Annotated in this window: 12 protein-coding genes; 6 read left to right on the forward strand and 6 right to left on the reverse strand. The window is 66.8% G+C overall.

Annotated features, from left to right (window positions below; all coding sequences use genetic code 11):
- Window positions 1–107: 107 nt before the first annotated feature.
- On the forward strand, window positions 108–1,118 hold the full coding sequence (locus tag WBA11_RS19190) for a YpdA family putative bacillithiol disulfide reductase (protein ID WP_424522234.1): 1,011 nt from the start codon (window positions 108–110) through the stop codon (window positions 1,116–1,118).
- A 233-nt stretch (window positions 1,119–1,351) separates the two neighbouring features.
- Here the strand turns inward: WBA11_RS19190 and WBA11_RS19195 are convergent, their stop codons facing one another.
- The 5 genes from WBA11_RS19195 to WBA11_RS19215 all read right to left on the reverse strand — a co-directional run bounded on the left by WBA11_RS19195 (window position 1,352) and on the right by WBA11_RS19215 (window position 11,751).
- A complete protein-coding gene (locus tag WBA11_RS19195; protein WP_424522235.1) occupies window positions 1,352–3,391 on the reverse strand; it encodes a tetratricopeptide repeat protein in 2,040 nt (679 codons plus the stop codon).
- A gap of 42 nt (window positions 3,392–3,433) precedes the next feature.
- Complete coding sequence (locus WBA11_RS19200) at window positions 3,434–3,583, reverse strand: hypothetical protein (protein ID WP_424522236.1); 150 nt, start codon at window positions 3,581–3,583, stop codon at window positions 3,434–3,436.
- An 85-nt stretch (window positions 3,584–3,668) separates the two neighbouring features.
- Complete coding sequence (locus WBA11_RS19205; RefSeq protein ID WP_424522237.1) at window positions 3,669–4,697, reverse strand: PorV/PorQ family protein; 1,029 nt, start codon at window positions 4,695–4,697, stop codon at window positions 3,669–3,671.
- A gap of 27 nt (window positions 4,698–4,724) precedes the next feature.
- A complete protein-coding gene (locus WBA11_RS19210) occupies window positions 4,725–8,207 on the reverse strand; it encodes a hypothetical protein (RefSeq protein ID WP_424522238.1) in 3,483 nt (1,160 codons plus the stop codon).
- Between the two features lie 70 nt (window positions 8,208–8,277).
- Window positions 8,278–11,751, reverse strand: a complete 3,474-nt coding sequence (locus WBA11_RS19215; RefSeq protein WP_424522239.1) for a TonB-dependent receptor domain-containing protein — start codon at window positions 11,749–11,751, stop codon at window positions 8,278–8,280.
- Window positions 11,752–12,318: 567 nt separating this feature from the next.
- Between WBA11_RS19215 and WBA11_RS19220 the strand changes: the two genes are divergently transcribed.
- The 3 genes from WBA11_RS19220 to WBA11_RS19230 all read left to right on the forward strand — a co-directional run bounded on the left by WBA11_RS19220 (window position 12,319) and on the right by WBA11_RS19230 (window position 15,810).
- Window positions 12,319–13,200, forward strand: a complete 882-nt coding sequence (locus WBA11_RS19220) for a sulfurtransferase (RefSeq protein ID WP_424522240.1) — start codon at window positions 12,319–12,321, stop codon at window positions 13,198–13,200.
- A 274-nt stretch (window positions 13,201–13,474) separates the two neighbouring features.
- Window positions 13,475–15,616, forward strand: a complete 2,142-nt coding sequence (gene metG / locus WBA11_RS19225; protein WP_424522241.1) for a methionine--tRNA ligase — start codon at window positions 13,475–13,477, stop codon at window positions 15,614–15,616.
- 20 nt (window positions 15,617–15,636) lie between these two features.
- The gene (locus WBA11_RS19230) at window positions 15,637–15,810 is read left to right on the forward strand and encodes a hypothetical protein (protein ID WP_424522242.1); all 174 of its coding nucleotides are present in this window, start codon (window positions 15,637–15,639) and stop codon (window positions 15,808–15,810) included.
- 41 nt (window positions 15,811–15,851) lie between these two features.
- Here WBA11_RS19230 and WBA11_RS19235 read toward each other — a convergent pair whose 3' ends face one another.
- Complete coding sequence (locus WBA11_RS19235) at window positions 15,852–16,346, reverse strand: hypothetical protein (RefSeq protein WP_424522243.1); 495 nt, start codon at window positions 16,344–16,346, stop codon at window positions 15,852–15,854.
- An 89-nt stretch (window positions 16,347–16,435) separates the two neighbouring features.
- On the opposite strand from WBA11_RS19235, the gene WBA11_RS19240 reads away from it, so the two are divergent.
- The gene (locus WBA11_RS19240; protein ID WP_424522244.1) at window positions 16,436–18,133 is read left to right on the forward strand and encodes a M1 family metallopeptidase; all 1,698 of its coding nucleotides are present in this window, start codon (window positions 16,436–16,438) and stop codon (window positions 18,131–18,133) included.
- Window positions 18,130–18,445 (forward strand): hypothetical protein (locus tag WBA11_RS19245; RefSeq protein ID WP_424522245.1); only part of this gene is annotated, 316 nt, incomplete at its 3' end. The genes WBA11_RS19240 and WBA11_RS19245, both read left to right, overlap by 4 nt.

Consider the following 18,445-nt stretch of genomic DNA (forward strand, 5'->3'; position numbering starts at 1 on the left):
ATCGCCGCGCGCGGTCGGCGACGGCGCCGAGGGCGAGCCGCCGGCGCACCGGCCGTCGTCTTGATCCCGGCTTGGCAACCCTCGAGGACGGCACGGGTACGCATAGCATGGAAACGCCCCGCCCTGATTCGCCCGTCGACCTGCTCGTCGTCGGCGCCGGCCCCATTGGTCTCGCGTGCGCCCTCGAGGCCGAGCGCGTCGGGCTGACGGCCCGCGTCGTCGAGAAGGGCTCGCTCGTCAACTCGCTCGTCGGCTACCCGACGCAGATGGAGTTTTTCTCCACGCCGGAGTTGCTGGAGATCGGCGGGCACCCGCTCGCGACGACGTACTACAAGCCGCGGCGCGAGGAGGCCATCGACTACTACCGCAGCGTGTCGCAGCGCGAAGGTCTGGACGTGCGCTTGGGCGAGCGCGTCCTCGAGGTCGAGGGCGACGCGGGCGACTTCGAGGTGGTGACCTCCAAGGGGCGTCACCGAGCCCGCGCCGTCGCCATCGCGACCGGCTTCTTCGACCAGCCCAACCGCCTAGGCGTCCCCGGCGAGGATCTGGACCACGTCTCGCACTACTACAAAGAGCCCTACCCGTTCAGCGGCCGGCGCGTCGTCGTGGTCGGGGCCAAAAACTCGGCGGCCAAGGCCGCGCTCGAGATCCACCGCCACGGCGGCCACGTCACGATGGTCGTCCGCGGCGACGAGATCACGACGAGCGTCAAGTACTGGCTCCGCCCGGACCTGCTCAACCGAATCAAGGAGGGCTCGATCGACGTGCTCTACACGTCCACGGTCGAATCCATCACGCCCGACTCGGTCCACGTCCAGACGCCGGACGGCCCGCTCGTCCTCCCCGCCGACGCCGTCCTCGCACTGATCGGCTACCACCCTGACTTCGGCTTCCTCGAGCGCCTGGGCCTCGACCTCGAGGGCGACGCGCGCGCGCCGGTCGTGGACGACGCGACCATGGAGTCCTCGAGGCCGGGCGTCTTCCTCGCCGGGACGGTGTGCGGCGGCTACGCGACGAGCCGGTGGTTTATCGAGAACGGCCGGATCCACGCCGCCCGCATCGCCGCGAGCCTGGCGGGTCTGCCCGCGCCCGCCCTCGAGGCCGTCGGCCAGCCCTGACCGTCCTCGAGGGCGGCTGGAACCAAGCCACTGTAAGCCGATCCTTTCCCACGAGTCCCCTCCCTGGAGCGGGGCCGGTACGCTCTGGATTTGTACCAGATTGGCTACCACAAACGACGAGTCATCCCCGCGCAGGCGGGGACCCATACGGTGCCGCTCGCGGCCTCGAGGCCAGAATTGACTTCGGAATCGGCACCCTGGAGGGGCGGACTTACACCCTCCCAATCTCTGCTCTAGCCGCCGGCCTGCTGCAGGATCTCGAGCACCTGCCGCGCGGTCCCTTGGTTCGGGTCGAGCGTGAGCGCTTGCTGGGCGCGGTCGAACGCCTCCTGTGCTCGGCCCTCGTTGAGCCAGTAGAGCGCGAGGTTCGCCTGTGCGTCCGCGTTCCGAGGGTCTGCCGCGACGGCGCGCTGGAACAGGCGTCCGGCCTGGACGACGTCACCTTGCTGGGCCAGGATGGCGCCCAGGTTGGTGAGCGCGTCCGCCTGCCCCGGCTCGAGCTCGATCCCGTTGCGCAGCGATTGGACCGCGCCCTCGAGGTCGCCGCCTTTTGCGAGCGCGCCGCCCAACAGCACGTGGGCCTGCGCGAGCCACGGCTCCTCCTCGATGGACGCGCGGTACGCCGCGACCGCTTCCGGCAGCCGTCCCTGGGCCTCATACAACCGACCCAGGTTGACGCGGACGTCGGCAGCAGCCGGCTGGATCTCGAGCGCGCGGATGTAGAGCCGCTCGGCTTCGGCCGGCGGACGCCCAGATTGCTCGTACGCTTGCCCCAGCGCGTTTAACCGCTCCGGGTTCTCGCCGGCCTCGAGGGCGCGCTGCAACGGCTCGAGAGCCGACCGAGCCTGCCCCTGCTGGAGCCGTGCGTAGCCGAGCAGGTACTGCGCCTCTCCGACCTCGACGCGCTCACCGGTCCGCTCCTGCAAGAGGGAGACCCCGCGGCGGAAGTCCTGCGCCGTGCCTCCCTGACGCGCGTAGATCACGTAGGCGATCCCCTCCTCCAAGCTCCCCTCTCGGTCCTGCTCGAAGTACGGCGTGAGCGCCCCGGCCTGGACGGTCCCCTCGATGGCATCGTCCTCGACGACGCGGATCTTGTGATCGGTAAACGACGCGTGGGGCACGTCGTCCGCCTCCACCTTCGGCATGTGGCACGAGAAGCAGTTGGCCGTCTCCTGGTGCTGCACCTCGAGGTCGGGCGTCGGCATCGAGGACGCGAGCGCGGCCGGCTCGTGGCACGTCTGGCACGTCGCGTTAAAGTACTCCGGCCCCTTGTCCCGGAACCCTTCGTGGGGGTCGTGGCACGTCACGCAGTCCATCGAGGCCGACTCGGTAAAGCACGCGCTTGCCCGCATCCGGTCCGAGTGTGAGATCACGCTCACGCGGTTCGGGTCCTCGTCCTCGAGGGCGAAGATGGCACGGTGTGCCGAAAGAGGTCGGCCGGGTCGGTAGCTGTACGCGGTCTCGCCCTCACGCAAGACGGAGACCTCGCCGTTAAGGTGGCACTGCTGGCACACGTCGAGGCGGAGGTCGAGCGACAGCCACTTCGGGTTCACGATCGTCACGTCCATCGAGTCCGGCGCCTCGGGGTTCGCCGTCCGAGCCTCGACGTGTAGGTCCCCAGGCCCGTGGCACTGCTCGCAGCCGATCCCCTCGGCGAGTGATGCAAACTTGCCATCCGAGAACGGGACGGGCTCGCTGATCCCGTTGTGGCACGCCATGCACCGGTCGGGGACGGTCCGGTCGAAGCGCGCGTTCTGCTCTTGGTAGCCGGGGCTTAGTCCCCATCTCCCCTCTCCGTCGTTGGCCTGCGTGTACCACGTCAGCGGGAGCTGGTAGAGCCGGCCGTTCTCTTCCGACAGGTACGTCCGCGCCGCCGATCCGCTCCCGACGACGTGGGTCATCTCACGGACGAGCTCGTGATCGCGCCCCGTCGGCCCGTCCCGGTATTCGACTTGAACGAAACGGTCTCCGTCTCGGCGTGCTGCGTACACGAACCCTGTCGGCTCGTGCCGGACCTCGACGCCTGAGTAGTCCTCGACCGCGACGTCTGGCGTCAGCGGGTAGAACGACTGCGCCATTCCGTGCGACTGGTAGCTCGCATAGATCTCGTCGTGGCACGTCGCGCACGTCGCCGCTCCCACGTACGCCACGCCCGGGGCCAGGTTGAGGAACCGCTCGTCGTCACTCGACGATGACCGAGGAGTCAGACACGCCGCCAGCCAGGCAGCCGCCACGACGACTCCAGCCGCGATACCGAGGGAAGACCAACGCATAGGTAGAGGCCCCCGCTCGATCCAGCGAGGCGCTCGTCGAAGCTACGTCCGCCCTCGAGGCCGACACAACGGACGCACACGTACCCCGTCGGCCTCGAGGACGGCTTCCGTCGACGTGCTGTGCACGCCGTCTTTCAACCGGCCCGGTCCTCTTGGAATCGGCCTCGAGGACGAGTCATAGACCAGGGTCACGTCCTCGAGGGCGAAACGACACGCGGCCCCCGCACCGGTGTGCAGAGGCCGCGCGAGACCGGTCAGGTCCGTCGAGGACGGAGACCTAGAAGGTCAACGATGCCGTGATCAGGTTCTGGTCGCCCAGGTCCCCCATCTGACGGAACGCGTAGTCGACCGCGATGCCGGAGTTCGACAGCGGCAGGCGGAGGCCTGCGCCAACGCTCCAGAACTCGTTGGCGCTCTGGTCCTGGTCGGGCATGACGTTGACGCCGGCACGGGCATAGGCGAGGCCGCCGTATCCGAGCTCGAGGCCGCCTGCGAATTCGGCCTGGTCGTAGGCGTTCGAACGGAAGTTGCCCAGCACGGCGACGGACACGTCACCAGCGAACTGGCGGGTGTAACTGCTGCCGAAGTTGAGGAGCGACGGGAGCTCGTAGCTGTCCGTCGAGACCTCGACCGGGAAGCTGCCCGGCGAGCCACCGATCGGGTCGGTGCTGCCCAAGCCGTTGCCGGCGTAGCTCATCTTCGTGCCGAAGTTGCGCAGGCTGACTCCGAACTGGAGGCCGGTCTCACCGACGTTGTAGGTCACGCCGGCGTCGAAGGCGACCGCGTTGCCGCTGACGTCATCGATCTGTTCACCGACGGCCTTGACCGTCACACCGCCCGCAATGCGGTCGGTGAACTGACGAGCGTAGGCCGCGCCAACGACGAAGTTGGACGCGTCGAACGTCACCGTCGTCGGGTCCGGCGATGCCGCCGTGGTCAACGGCGAGTCGCCGATGTCCCACGACGTGACGAACAGGGCAACGTTGGAGTTGCCGAAGCTCTGAGCGACGCCGAACGTGCTGACACCGATGTCGGCGACGTAGTCGACGTAGCTGAACATGGCCTCGGTCCCCCCGTTCGCCATCAAGGCGGCGGGGTTGGACTGCAGCGACTCGAGGCCGCTAACGGAGCTGAGGCCGGCGGTGAGGCCGTTGGCGAGAGACGTCGTCCGGGCAGTGGTCGGCACGAGCAGGAACTGCGCGCCGGCCGTCCCCGCCCGTTCGTCACCTGGGACATCGCGTCCCTGAGCCATCGCTGGCCCCGCGGCGTAGCCCAGGAGGGCTACGAGAAGGAGTGTGCGGTACATGATGGTTTGAGTCAAGGGTGGGGTGGTTTAGAGGACGTCGAGCTGAGTACGGCGCTGGATCACGCCAAACTTCAGCACGCGCTCACCGAGTACCGAGCCGTCGGCCTCGCGGGCCTCGACGTGGATCAGGTAGATGCCGCTCGCGACTGGCAAGCTGGCCTCCGTGCGCAAGTCCCAATCGATCGTGGCGCCCGTGTTGGCCTTCTCGATCGTGCGGATGAGCGTGCCGCTCAGGGTGTAGATCCGGATCGTCGCCTGCGCAGGCAGGTTCACGAACCGAGTGATCGTCGCGTTACCGGACGCCTCGTAGCCGGAGACGCCACGGTAGGGGTTCGGCGTGATCGCGATCAGGTCCAGGTCCCGCTCGATGTCGTCCGCCGTCCGAGCGCTCGCGTCGATCGCGGCCACCTCTGCGGTCGAGACCGAGAACACGTCACCAGGCTGGTTCGGCTTCGAGGTCTCGATCCGGAAGATCGAGCCCTGCTCCGGGAACTGGTTCGCGAAGGGAGGCTCAACGCCACCATTCCAGCTCACGAAGACGGTCCGAGCGAGAGCCTCCTGACCGTGGTCGTCGGGAGCCGAGGCTGCATTTGCGAGCCACGCTTGGTAACCAGCTTCACCTGGCGACTTGTCGTTCGGCTCATACCAGTACACCCAGTCCGTGAACGGATCGTTATCCGCGCCCGAAATGGAGGACTCGTCGCCGGGGCCAAAGGACGAGATGTTGTACTCCCCGTTGTCGTCGATGTCAAGGATAGCCGGCACCATCCGGAAGTCGTCCGATGTATCGTCGGGGGTACCGATCCCGGTGTTCCAAATCTCAAACGGTATTTCTACCAGTGAGCCGTCGTTAAAGCGCTGGTATGCCGTGCTCGTCCCCGTGAAGCGGAACTCGAAGTCAAATGGGAACACGGCGGGGATGTTCGCTGCGGCGCGAGTGAACACCGAGCGTTGCTTGAACGACTCGAAGTAAGCGGCGCCGGAACCTGAAGCACCTCCAGCACCGATGAACCACACGTCATCCTGTGTCGACTGCTGGCTGGCGCCAGGTCGCTCCGGGACCGGGAAACCAGCGAAATCTGCGGAGCCACCCGTCGGAGGGTTGATCGGACCCGCTGCGTTCTGCGTCACCGTGAAGTTGGTGAAGTCGTTCTCGGGTCCCTGGATGTCAAATGCTAGGCCTTGCGCACGGAACACGTCCGTGGACTGTGGCGCGGTGACTCCCTGGTCCGTGTAGAACTGACGTCCGTTGAACAGGACTTCGCCGGTCGTGGCGTTGACGATGTCGTAGCTCGGTCCTACGACGGTCCCGTCGGCGTCGGTCTGCTCAAAGAACCGGACCTCGTAGCTGTCGCCTGTGATGGCAGCCGGGTTGACGACCCTGACGTTGACCTCACCTCCACCGACGTTGGCGTCACTTGCGACGCCTTCAAAGGCATCGGTCAGCGATGCCACAGGTGTCACTGGCCCAACACGCGAGGGGCGGACTTCGACACGAGTGACCGGGGCCGAGAACACCTTGGCACCAACCGAGGCCTCGTTGATCGCGTAGGCCTGGACGCCGAAGTAGTAGCTCGTCCCGTTGCGGAGCGGCTGCTGCGTGAAGGCGTCCTGCAAGATCGAGATCGCCGTCGGCGTCGTCGTTGCTCCCGCGTTGTCGGCGCCGTTGTTGACCACCTGCGTGATCTGGGCACCGGTGATCGGGTCCGTAGCGACGTCTGTCACGACGGTAATGCCGTTCACGATATCGAACTGACGGATCAGCGTTCCCTCGTTGTCAGCTTCGCTCCGGTACTGGAAGATGCGGAAGCCCTCGAACGAGTACGTCCGATCCTCCGCGTCGACGGGCGCGAACGGGTTTTCCTCGTCATAACGGAAGATGTCGGCGATATCACCGGTCTCGCTATCGAACTCGAGGATGATCTGCTGGTCGAGACCAGCAGCCGTCACGTCAACGGCCGGCGGCGGCTGCGGAAGTGCGAACTCGGCGTCGAACGCGCTTTGGAGAGTCGCGTTGTCCACCTTGAGCTGACGCACCGACGCGATCTGCGGCTGCGTCGGAGTGCCCGATGCCTGTGACCAGACGATGCCGAACACGATCTCCTGCATGTCGCCAGGGTTGAACGTGAACGGTCCCGAGGACACGCCGAACCGACGGTCAGCAGGCGTGTTGGCCGTGCCGTTGCCGTCCGAGTTGTACTCGCTCCAGAATTCCGGGGGGTTACCCGGGAAGGCGAAGTCGACGACGGGTCCGTTGGTGTTGTACCCATCGGCACCCTGCCTCAGCGGCGTCCCGTCTTTCCAGAAGCCCTGCATGTACGAGTACGCCTCGTCTCCGTTGTTCGGGTCGACCGTCGGGCCAGAGCCACCGTTCGTGAAGTAGAAGAACTTCTCGATCGCGAGACGCTCGTCGTCCTCATCGATCTCACCGTCGTCATCGTTGTCGATGCCGTCGCTGTTGACGAGGGGGCCTTGGAAGAAGTCGTAACCGAGTGCTGGCGGGACGGCTCCGTAGCCGGCGCCACCGTCGTCGAAGTCGTCGCCGTTGTAGACGAATCCGAGACCGAGGTCGGGATCGGACCCGACGTAGTCGTCGTTGAACTCACCGAGGTCGGGGTCCGAGAAGATGCCGAGGTACGTGTCCGTCATCGGCTGGCTTCCCCGGTAGAAGAACTGGTACCGGTAGAACGTCGCGTTGTTGAGCGCGTCCGCCCTCGAGAAGGCGAAGGCCTGCGCGCGGACTTCCAAGCGGATGGTCTCCGCTTCGCTCCAGGCGTGAGGGGCTCCGGCTCCCTCGTCGTTCATGACCCACCAAATGCCCTGGTCACCGATGATGTCGGGACGCTCTCCGGCCTCGAGGTTGAGCTGACGCGTTCCGTATCCGGCGTCGTTCAGGTTGAGCTCGATGCGGGGCTCGTCCGGGACGCCGTCTCCATCCTCATCGAGGCGGGCGTCACGGCGGCCGTTCCCGTTCGTGTCGATAAAGAACGGCGCACCGTACGCGATCGGCCATCCCTGGAGATCGCTCGTGGCGGTACCGGTCGCGTTGTAGGCCCGGATGTCACCGATCTCGACCTTCCAGAACCGGTCGAACTGACCACAGGTCTCGGTCGTCGTGGTGCCGTCGGCACCGAGGGGGCCCGGCCAGTACTCCCACTCGCCATAGGTCGAGCCGGCGAACCGGAGTTGGCCATCGACCTGGCCGCCGACCCAGATGCCGGACGCGAAGATGGAGTTCAGCCCACTGCCGGCTGGGACCTCGTACTGAGCTCCTGAGCCGCGCCAGAAGAGACCACCGATGTTGTAAAGGACCGCGCGGACGTTGTTGATGTCGAGCGTCGCCTCGGCAGAGCCGGTGGCGCACGCAGCGATGGCGCTATTGGACGTAGGACCTCCCGATGCGACCGGGATAACCTTGCCCTGCGCCGAGGCTGGAGCCGTCGCGCCCAGCGCGAGCAGTCCAGCGACCACGGCCGTGAGCCGTCGGCGCGTTGAGTAGAGAGCGTTCATGAAACGGGGAGTGTGCGTGAGGTGTGCTCGGCCCCCACACGTGCAGGGGCCGAGCCGTCAATCGTTAGGACTAAAAGTCGAGGGTGACACCGAGACGGATCCGGCGGGGAAGTCCGTACACACGGCCTCCGCTCTGTCCAAACGTGTCCAGGACCACGGGCGAGTTCACGTACTGGGAGTACAGGAACCGGAACGCGTCCCTCTCGAGGTCGGTCGGCAAGTTGCGGACGACGTCGGGGTTCGTCGCCAAGAAGCCGTCGTCGTCCGGGAGTCCCGTGTCGCGGTAGACCGAGTAGACCTGGTCCTGGTTGAGCAGGTTTTGGACCCAGACGTAGCCCTTGAAGTTGGCCGGCCCGAGGTTGAAGTTCCGGTCCACCCGGAGGTCAAGACGGCTCGTGAACGGCAGGTACACCGAGTTCACAGCACCGACAGCGCCACCGTTGGTCGACTGGAAGATCGGGCTCTGGAGAGCCTGGTCGTCCAGCTGCGTGTAGGGGCTGCCGCTCTGGAGAACGCCGAGGAGGTTGAACCCGAACCCAGCGAACGGACGGATGCCACCGAGCATCGGACCCTCGCCCTCGCCCAGACGGTAGTCGAGCGAGAGGTTGAGGTTGTGACGCCGGTCGAACGCGAGAGGCGCGAGCGTCTCCGGGAACACCCCGGTCGCCGAGCGCCACGCGATGATCCGTGCCGTCCTCGAGTCCGAACCGGTGCCCTCAGCAAACGACAACGTGTAGTTGGCGTTGACGCTGAGGTTGCGGGTCCGGCGCAGGTCGAAGGCGACCTCCAAGCCCTTCGTCGTGGTAAAGTCGAGGTTGGTGTACCCCGTGTAACCGGCTGGGAACGCCTGATCGAGGTTGCGGAGCGTGACCTTGTTCCGCTGCGTCCGGTAGAAGCCCGACAGCGTCAGCGCGGCCTGCTGGCCGATGCGCTGGCGGAAGCCGAGCTCGTACTGGGTCGTCGTCTCCGGGCGAAGGTTCGCGTTGTTAAGCGTACCGCTCGAGGACGCGACGTTGGCGTAGTCCCGGATCGTCGCGAAGGCGTTCTCGCTCGGGCGCTGGCTCGTCACGTTGTAGGACGCGAAGAACAAGGCCCGGTCGGTCACCGGGAACGTGACGCCGATGCGGGGCATGAGCGTCAGGGCCGGATCGTAGTCGCGGAAGGCGTCGTCGGAGAGCTCGTTGCTCTCCGCGATCGGCTGGCCGGCCTGCTGGATCTCGTCGAACGGGACTTCCTCGCCGTTGAGGTTATAGAACTGGCCCTCGAGGTCGCGGTAGCCGACGACGTCGCCGCCGTTCTGGTAGAAGGCGAAGTCGCCCTCGATGTTGCCCGGGATGTTGTCCGGGACGATGGCACGGGGCGCACCCTGCTCGTCGAAGATGCCCGCGCGGAGGTCGTCGACGCGGAAGATGTCGACGAGCGCGTAGGGATCGCGGAGCACCAACGTGTTGTTGTCGAACACGTCGAGCCGCAGGCCCAAGTCGAGGACGATGTCCTGGTACTCGATGCGGTCACGGACGTAGCCACCGTAGTAGATCGGCTCGTACGGCGCGATGTTGCGGTTGGCGCCCGACGTGAAGTCGGTCACGTTGCCGTCGTCGACCTGCTCGGTGCCGTTGAAGTTGTACCCGTAGTAGGAAGCGCTCGCCTCGAAGCCGTCCTCGTACTCGAGCTCTTCCCAGCTCGACACACCGCGGTCGGGCTGGCCGTCGCCGTCCGTATCCACGGTGCGGATCTCAGCGCCCGAAACCTCGGCGGTCCCGTCCTCGAAGTAGCGCGCGAACCGGGTGGTGTTGATGAAGTAGCGGCGCTGGGTCAGCGTCTCGTACTCACCACCGAAGGAGAGCTCGTGGACACCGATCTGCGTCTGGGCGTTGCCGAAGACGCGGAACTGGTCCTGGCTAAACCGATCGTAGGTCGAGAGCACAGAGCCGGGACCGCTAAACGTGAACCCGAGGGACTGGTCCACGCCCAGGTTGCCGTCCGAGAACAGGTTGGTCGTGTTGCCCGCCTCGTCTCCGGTCGTGACCGTCGAGAAGTAGCGTCGCGCGACCGCGTTTGCCTCGTTGTCGATGTCCCCGTAGAACAGCGCGTCGCGGACGTCGTCGCTGAACGAGTTCGGGTGCTCGACCAAGTTGCGGGTCGAGTACTCGGCCTGAAGCTGGTAGAACGCCGTGTTCGAGAGCACCTGGCGGAGCGACACATAGCCACGAATGACCTCGTCGTCCGTCTGGCTGAACTGATCCCGGTTGAAGAGAGACCGGCTGTAGCTGAAGCTCTGGTCGTCCTCGAGGACGTAGGCCCCGCCCAAGCGGAGGCTCACGCCAGTAACTGGGCGGATGTCGATGTTTCCGCTCGCAGCGATCTCGGTCGAGGGATCATCCTTGCCGGACCGGGTCGAGAAGAACGACTCATCGGAGACGAAGTCATACCCACGGCGGAAGCCGTTGATAAAGTCGCCCGGGTGGTCGCCGTTGAACCCGAGGATCGCGCCCAGGCTGTCCGGTGTCACGGAGCCGCCATCGGTGTTGAATCCTGCGGGGAACGGGAAGTAGACGAAGTTCTCGTCCTCGAAGAGCGGAGCACCCGTGGCGCCGCTCAGGTCGAGGGGCACGCCGTTCTGGTCGACGCCGTTGCGGTCGACGCGGATCACCTGCGGCGAGCTCTGGAGCGCGTTGTAGATGTCGTCGTTGAGCTGGAGCGTCTCGAGGGCGTACGGGGAGGCGTCCTCCTGGAACGTCCCCTGAACCGAGCCGAAGAAGCTCACGCGGTCCCGGATGATCGGGCCGCCCAAGGACAGCGATCCCAACGTGTAGCCGAACGAGTCGAGGCCGTAGGACGTGATCGCCTCGGCCGCGCCGAAGAACGCGTTGCCGCCGCCACGGGTCGAGATCGAGATGACACCGGCCGTCGCGTCGCCGTACTGCGGCGGGATCGTACCGATGAGCATCTCCTGCTCGGCGATCGCCTGCTGAGGCACGGCCGTGGAGCCCACCACCTTCACACCGTCGACGTAGTAGTCGACCTCCTCACCGCGACCGCCGCGGATGTTGAGCGTGTTCGAGCCGTCGTTGGAGACGACGCCGGCCTGGATGGCGGCGACGCTCTGGACGCCACGGACGGGCAGGTTCTGGATGTCCTCGCCGGTCACCACCTTCGGGACGCCGATGGCGTCACGCTGGATGAGGGGCCGCTCGTACTCGACGATGACCTCTCCGATGGACTGGCCCGAGAGCTCGACGTCGACCGTACGGGTACGGCCCTGCGAGATCTCGACGCCGGTGAGCGTCTCGGTCTGGTAGCCCGTGTACGAGTACGTGATGGCGTACGCGCCGACGGGGATGCCGAGGATGGTGTAGTTGCCGTCGATGTCTGTGGCCGCGCCGCGCGAGATGTCAGCGAGGAACACGTTGGCCCCGATGAGCGGATCGCCGGTCTCGGCGTCCGTCACGCGGCCCGACAGCTTGCCGGAGTTTTGTGCCAGCGCCACGCTAGGGAGCGCGAGCAGCAAAAGGAGCACGGCTGTGCTCAGTGAACGAATCATTGCTACCTCCTTGGGTGGTGTGTGTGCCCGAGCTCGAAACGCTCGGGGGCGATAGAGAGCCGACTGGCTCTCGTCTGTGGGTGCCGTAGCCTCATGGCCGGGGCGAGCGGGCGCGGGATCGTGTCCTGCTGCCCCGGTGGGTCGTTCTCCGCCTGCCGTGCCGGCCGGTCCTCTGCCCCCAACTCGCGCGACTGCGCGGCGGGCTCGTCCTTGGAATGAAGAGGATTGAAACAACGGGCTCAGAGCGGCGCGGTGGTAATCGGGCGGGAAGCGACAGACGCGAATATAGTCCCTTCAAAAAATCTGCGAGAGGGCATACCAAGATCCCTTCTCATTCTTTGCGGCCCCAAACCCCTCATATCGGCCTCAGCTGCCCCTCAGGGCCAACAAGGCGACCGAATGTCTTTTGGCAACGCACTTCGATTTGCCCCACGGCCGTCCTCGAGGCTGGTCAAAACTTCTGCCGGTAACGAGTTAAGCGTTCAAACTCAGCCTGGCCTCGAGGACGCGTCCTCGAGGAACCTCGACAGCCTGCTCCGGCGTTGCCCGAGGCCACCCCGACTGCTCATGTCTGACGCCACACGCCCCGAGGTCCTTGTCTCGACCGACTGGGTCGCCAAGAACCTCTCCGATACCGACGCCGTCCGCGTCATCGAGTCCAACGAGGACGTCCTGCTCTACGCGACGGGTCACCTCCACAACGCCGTCCACGTCGACTGGCAGACGGACCTCCAGGACCAGGACGTCCGGGACTACATCTCCCAGAAGCAGTTCGACGCGCTGTGTTCCAGGCTGGGCATCCGCCCGGACACGACGCTGGTGTTCTACGGCGACAAGTCGAACTGGTGGGCGTGCTACGCCTTCTGGACGTTCACCATGATGGGCCACCGCAACTGCCGCGTGATGGACGGCGGCCGGGCAAAGTGGGAGGCCGAAGGCCGGACCTTTACGACGGACGTGCCGAAGTACGAGAGCACTGACTATGAGGCCCAAGCGCCGGACCCGTCGATCCGGTCGTTCCGCGACGACGTCCTCGAGCACATGAAGGCCGGCGGGCCGATGGTCGACGTGCGGAGCCCGGCCGAGTTCATCGGCGAGATCTCCCACGCGCCGCACGACCCGGGCGCCGAGGCCGCGCTCCGGGCCGGCCACATCCCCGGCGCCTCGAACGTGCCCTGGAGCCGAGCCACAAACACCGACGGCACGTTCAAGAGCCGGTCCGACCTCGAGGAGATCTACCTCGAGGAGCAGGGCCTCGACCCGGCCGACCCGACGATCGCGTACTGCCGGATCGGGGAACGCTCGAGCCACACCTGGTTCGTGCTCAAGTACCTCTTGGACTTCCAGGACGTGCGCAACTACGACGGCTCGTGGACCGAGTGGGGCAACCTGGTCGGCGTGCCGGTCGAGAAGGGGATGCCCGAAGACTCCGGCGCCATCGCGGACTAGACGCCCTCGAGGGCGGAGTGCGAGACGAGGTAAAAAGAGGCTGGCGTCCTGAACCGTTCGAGGTCGGCCTCGAGGACGACAGGTGCGGAGGCGTCCCCCTCGAGGCAGATGCCACCGACCTCGAGGACGGCGCCATGAGTGGGAGCGGGTCAGCCCCCGGCTGCGTCCTCGAGGACGCGGAACCTTTCGGGTTGGCCCATCGAACCCCGAACCCCGAACCCCGAACCCCGAACCCCGAACCCCGGTAGCTTCCGCGTTCCCCTCCGGCCTCGACGTGTCCGACCGACCGCTCCTCGTTACCTCCGCGCTCCCGTACGCGAACGGCCCGCTCCACCTGGGCCACCTGGCCGGCGCGTATCTCCCCGCCGACCTGTTCGTCCGGTACCAGCGGCTGACCGGCCGAGACGTCGTCTACGTCTGCGGCTCCGACGAGCACGGCGCGGCCATCGCGATCCGCGCGCGCCAAGAGGGGACCACGCCCCAGGCCATCGTCGACCGGTACCACGCCGAAATCGAGGCCGCGTTCGAGTCGTTCGGCATCTCGTTCGACGTCTACAGCCGGACCTCGAAGCCGATCCACCACGAGACGAGCCAGGACCTGTTCCGCTCCATCGAGGCCGCGGGCGGGTTCGTCAAGAAGACCTCGACGCAGTTGTTCGACCCCGAGGCCGGACTCTTCCTCGCCGACCGGTTCGTAAAAGGCACCTGCCCGATCTGCGGCTACGACAGCGCCTACGGCGACCAGTGCGAAAACTGTGGCTCGTCGCTCTCGCCCGACGACCTGATCGAGCCTTCGAGCACGCTGTCCGGCGCCACGCCCGAGCGCCGCAAGACGACGCACTGGTACCTGCCGCTCGGCGACCTGCAGCCCGACCTCGAGGCCTGGATCGAGACCAAGAACGACTGGAAGCCGAACGTGCTGGGTCAGATCGGGAGCTGGTTCCAGTCCGGCCTGAGCGACCGCGCGATGACGCGCGACCTCGACTGGGGAATCCCCGTGCCCAGTGACATCGAGGGCGAGACCGACGGCAAGGTGCTCTACGTCTGGTTCGACGCGCCCATCGGCTACGTCTCCGCCACCAAAGACTGGTGCGCCGACAGCAACCCCGAGCTGTGGCGTCGCTACTGGCAGGTCCACGACGACGGGACCGTGCCCGAACTCGTCCACTTTATCGGCAAGGACAACATCGTCTTCCACTGCCTCATCTTCCCGGCCACGCTGATGGCCGCCAACCGAGCGCAGCCCGACCTGCCGCAGTGGGTGTTGCCCGAGAACGTGCCCGCCAACGAGTTCCTTAACCTCGAGGGCCGCAAGCTCTCTACCTCGAGGGGATGGGCCGTCTGGGCTGACGAGGCCGTCCGGTCGTTCGACCCCGACCTGCTTCGCTATGGCCTGGCCGTCGGGCTGCCCGAGACCAAGGACGCCGACTTTACTTGGGCCGATTTTCAGAACCGCGTCAACGGAGAACTGGCCGATGTCGTCGGCAACTTCTGCAACCGGGCGTTGACGTTCGCGACTCGGTTCTGCGACGGCCAGGTCCCCGCCCTTGAGGACGCGTCCGACCAAGACCGGGCGCTACTCGGCGCGATCGCCGCCGCACCCGCCGAGATCGGAGCCGCGTACCGCGAGTACCGGATGCGCGACGCGGTCGCTCGGACGGTCCAGTTGGCTCGCTTGGGGAACCAGTATCTCCAGGAGACCCAGCCCTGGAAGACGCGCAAAAGCGACGAGCGCGCCATGCGCAACTCGGTCCACGTCGCGCTCCAAGCCACGGCGAGCTTGTCGATCCTGCTCGAGCCCATCGTCCCCGGTATCGCGGCGCGACTGCGTGAGATGCTCGCCCTCGAGGACGTGCGGTCGTCGCTGCCTGCTCCCGTCAACACCGGGACCGGTGTCCACCTCGGCTGGGACGACGCGGCCCGTCCGCTCCTCCCCGTCGGCCACCGGCTGGGCGAGCCCGGCATCCTGGTCGCCAAGGTCGAGGACGAGGCCGTCGAGGCCGAGCGCGAGCGCCTGACCTCGAGGTCGGCAGATTCAGAAGCGCCCACCGAGAGCGCCGCGTCCGACCTTGAGGACGACTACCCGCCGCTCGGCGACGAGATCGTGTTCGACCAGTTCACGCCGCTCGACCTGCGCGTCGGCCGCATCGTCAAGGCCGATCTCCACCCGAAGGCCGACAAGCTGCTGCGGTTCGACGTGGACCTGGGCTTCGAGACGCGCCAGATCCTGTCGGGCGTCCGCGAGCACTTCGCGCCGGACGACCTCGAGGGCCGCAAGGTCGTCGTCGTCGCCAACCTCAAGCCCCGGACCATCCGCGGGCTCGAGAGCAGCGGCATGATCCTGTTCGCCGAGGACCGTGAGGGCCGTCTGATCCTGGTCGAGACCGACGCCGAGGTGGGGGCCATCGTTAAATAGCTATCCCCCACGATCGTCTCATGGCAAACCTCAACCCCAAAGTCCCCATCGCTCTCTTGGTGACGGCCGCCGTGATCTCCACCCTCGAGATCGGGACCGCGGTCGCCGAAGGCCGAGACCTCAACGTCCTGACCCTCATAGCGATGGCTCTCGTGGTCGTGTCGATGGTGATGTCGATCCGCGGCGTGAAGTAGGTCGTCCTCGAGGTCCGCGCCTCGTCCTCGAAGACGCTTGCTCAGAACGTCACGTCGAAGGAGCCGTTGACGATGTCGATCTGGTCGCCCGACGGGACCTGGCCGACGAACGAGAACGTGCCCTCGGCCGAGGTGTCCGTGACCGATGTCACCGTGACGCGACCCGAGGTTGACGCGAACGTCTGCTCTGCCTGCTGGCTCGTGTCTGCGGCTCGGACGGTGTAGACGCCTCCCGCCGTGGTTTCACCGACCTCGAAGGTGCCGACTTCGTTGGGCGCCGTCACGGCGAGCAAGCGCTGGTCGTTGTCGGAGACCACGTCGTCGATGCTCGCGATCGTCAACACGCCGGACTCGACCTCGACGCGGACGCAGGGCGTCGAATAGCGGCTCCCGCCGACGGTCGCGGAGACCGTGCCGGAATCGGCGTAGCCCGTCGCGGAGCAGGCGGCGCCATCGACGACGTCACTTACCGCGTCGCACCCTCCAGTGAACATCAGGATCGACAGGAGAGCGGCGAAGCGAGAAACGGGCGTCATCGAGGTTGGGGTGGAGCGCGCGCAACCTACTCTATCCGCTGACGTGGCCGGCACGAGCGCGGTAGGTTGTCTCGGTCTGCCTCCCCGCCATGATCCGCGCCACCGCCCTCGCCGTCCTGTTCTCCGCGGCCGCCGTTGCCCAGCCCAACGACTCCGGCCTGCCGCTCCTCCCCGAGCAGGCGGCCATCGACGTGACCTACATCGACCTCGAGGTCTCCGTCGACATCGAGGAGCGGACCATCGAGGGCGAGGTCGTCACCGAGGCCCGCGTCGTCCAGCCGACGGCGGCGGTCGTGTTCGACCTCGACGCGCCGTTCCAGGTCGAGAGCGTCGAGGAGGTCGCCTACGTGGTCGGAAGTGGCGACGAGGTCTCCCTCCCGAGGGCGTTCGAGCGCGACGGGAATCGGCTCCGCGTCGATCTCGGGCGGACCGCGCAGCCGGGCGAGGGGATGCGGCTCCGCGTCTCGTACAGCGGTGCGCCGCGCGTGGCGCCGAGACCGCCGTGGGACGGTGGCTTCACCTGGACCGAGACCGAGGGCGGCCGCCCGTGGGTCGCGGTGAGCTGCCAGATCCAGGGCGCCGACCTGTGGTGGCCCGTCAAAGACCACCCGTCCGACGAGCCCGACTCGCTCCGCATCGCCCTGCGCGCACCGTCCGACCTCCGGGCCATCTCGAACGGCGTCTGGGAAGGGCGAGAGGACCACGGCGACGGGACCGCGACCGAGCGATGGTTCGTCTCGACGCCGATCAACAACTACGGCGTCTCGTTCGGCATCGGCCCGTACGAGACCGTCGAGGCCGAGTACCAAAGCCCCCTCGGATGGACGCAGACCGTCCCGTTCTTCGTGCTCCCCGAGCGCGTCAAAGACGCCGAGCGCCAGATGCCGGGCTTCCTCGACGCCCTCGCCTTCCTCGAACGGACGTTCGGCCCCTACGCCTGGCGCGCCGACGGCTACAAGATCCTGCACACGCCCTACCTCGGCATGGAGCACCAGACGCTCGTCGCCTACGGCTCGGACTTCGGCGAGAACGACTTCGGGTTCGACTGGCTCCACTTCCACGAGCTCGCGCACGAGTGGTGGGCCAACCTGGGCTCGGCGCCGGACTGGCGCGACTTCTGGGTCCACGAGTCGTTCGCCAACTACGCTGAGGCGCTCTACGCCGAGGACATCGCGCGGCGCCGTGACGGCGACGAAGCCGGTCGAGCCGCTTACCTCGCCTACCTGCAGAACACGCGCCGGGGCCACCGCAACGAGATCCCGATCGCGCCGCGCGAATCGAGGACGACGCAGCAGATGTACCAACTGCCCGACGGCCGCTCCAACGGCGACATCTACTCCAAGGGCGGCTGGGTCCTGCACACGATGCGCGGCCTGGTCAACGACGACGACCGCTTTTTCGCCGCGCTCCGTTCGATCCTGTACCCGACCGATCAAGACGAGCAAACCACCGACGGCCGCCAGGCCCGCTTCGTCTCGGCCGAGGACGTGATCCGTCAGCTCTCGCTCGCCGCGGGCCGCGACCTCGGCGGCGTCCTCGAGGTCTACCTCCGCCAGCCCGAGGTGCCTCGCCTCGCCTTGGAGCGCGACGGCACGACCGCGACCGTCCGCTGGGTTCTGCCCGCCGCCCTCGAGGGTGTGAGCTTCGACGTTCCCGTCGAGGTCGACGTCGCCGGCCAGCGCGTCCGCCTTCCGATGACCGGCGGCGCCAGCTCCTTCGAGGCCGCGCCCGACCTCGAGGTCGTCCTCGATCCCGACGGGTGGGTGCTGTTCGAGCCGGCCGAATGAGGCTCGCACTCCTGGTCCTGCTGGCGGGTGCCGCGTCCGCCCAGTCGCCGCTCGACGCCGTCGCCGACGCCCTAGGCGGGCGGGACCGCATCGACGCCCTCGAGTCCCTGGTGATCGCATCTCGTGTCGATGCTCCAATTGGTGGGCGAGACCGTGTGCTGCGGTCCACGATGACACTGCGTCTCCCCGATGCGACGCGCTGGGATGTCCGCGTCGCAGGCCGGACCCGTACAGTCGTGTTGACCTCACGCGCCGCCTTCTCCGTCCTCGAGGGCGAGGCCCGGCCTCTTAGCCTCGAGGCCGAGCTTGATG

Origin of the sequence: Rubrivirga sp., assembly GCF_049648075.1 — a bacterium.
Lineage (GTDB): Bacteria > Bacteroidota > Rhodothermia > Rhodothermales > Rubricoccaceae > Rubrivirga.